Here is a 1,324-nt window from a genome sequence, read left to right on the forward strand (position 1 = left end):
ACGGCAGTGTCAGGAATTCCGTGTATGGGCGGCGGTTGAACATCAGGCCGCCATGGCCCTTACGAAGCGATCGCCGAAGATGACGGCGAACTGAGCCTTTGCCATAGCCCATTCTCGAGGCGGCATCACCCACTCTTTTTCGGAGCGGTTCAGGATCAGATAGAGCAACTTTGCCGCGGCCTCATCGCTGGGGAAATGGCCACGCGCCCGGATCGCTCGACGCAGTTTGGAATTCAGGGCCTCGATGGCATTCGTTGTATAAATGATCCGTCGGACCTCGCCCGGAAAGCCGAAGAAAGGGATGACTTCCTGCCATACGCGGCGCCAGCTCTGGCCGATGGCAGGGTATTTCTGGCCCCATGGGCCGGCCTCGAAAGCGGCGAGCGCTGCCTCGGCGGCCTTCGCATCCACGGCCCGGTAGATGTCCTTGAGCGCGGTGGCGACCGCCTTTCGGTCCTTGTAGGACACGAAATCCATCGAATTCCGGAGCAGATGGACGATGCAGGTCTGCACGATCGTCTCGGGAAAGACTGCCGTGATCGCCTCCGGGAACCCCTTGAGGCCATCGACCACGGCCAGCAGGATGTCCTCGACGCCGCGGTTCTTCAGCTCGTTCATCACCCGCAGCCAGAATTTGGCGCCCTCGTTCTGCTCGATCCACATCCCGAGCACGACCTTCGTCCCGTCGGCCATGACGCCCAGAGCGATATGGATCGCCTTGTTACGGACCACGCCCTCGTCGCGGATCTTCACCCTGATGGCGTCGAAGAAAACGAGCGGATAGACCGGATCCAGCGGCCGCTGCTGCCAGGTCGTCACCTCGTCGAGCACCGCGTCGGTGATCGTGCTGATCAGCTCCGCCGAGGCATCCATGCCGTAGATCTCGCGCAGATGTTCCGCGATCTCCCGGGTGCTCATGCCGCGTGCGTACATCGAGATGATCTTGTCATCGAAGCCCGGAAACCGGCGCTGGTATTTGGCGATCAGCTGTGGATCGAAGCTACCCGCACGATCGCGCGGAACCGCGAGCTCGATCTGCCCCGTGCCCGTCGACACCGATTTGCGGCCATAGCCGTTGCGGCTGTTCTCAGCCTCGGCGCTATCGCCAAGGTGGTAGTCCATCTCCGCGCTCAGAACCCGCTCCGCCAGAGCCTTCTTCAGCGCGTTCACCAGATCCCCCGAATTCAGCGCTGTCGCCGCGTCACCGCCAGCTAGCAGCTGGTCCAGCAAATCGTCCGGGATCGCCGGTGCTTTCCGTCGTGCCATATGCGGCTCCCTTTCTACCCATTATGCCAATCACACACGAAATTCCGGATAGTCCCCA

1 protein-coding gene is annotated in these 1,324 nt (G+C 61.8%); it reads right to left on the reverse strand.

The genetic code is table 11. The features are described from left to right. Positions 1–42 precede the first annotated feature (42 nt). Positions 43–1,266 (reverse strand): IS256 family transposase, encoded by a 1,224-nt coding sequence (locus tag ACYQ7X_RS17430; RefSeq protein ID WP_459698342.1) that lies wholly within the window; start codon positions 1,264–1,266, stop codon positions 43–45. Positions 1,267–1,324 lie beyond the last annotated feature (58 nt).

It is taken from the genome of Acidisoma sp. C75, assembly GCF_054665095.1.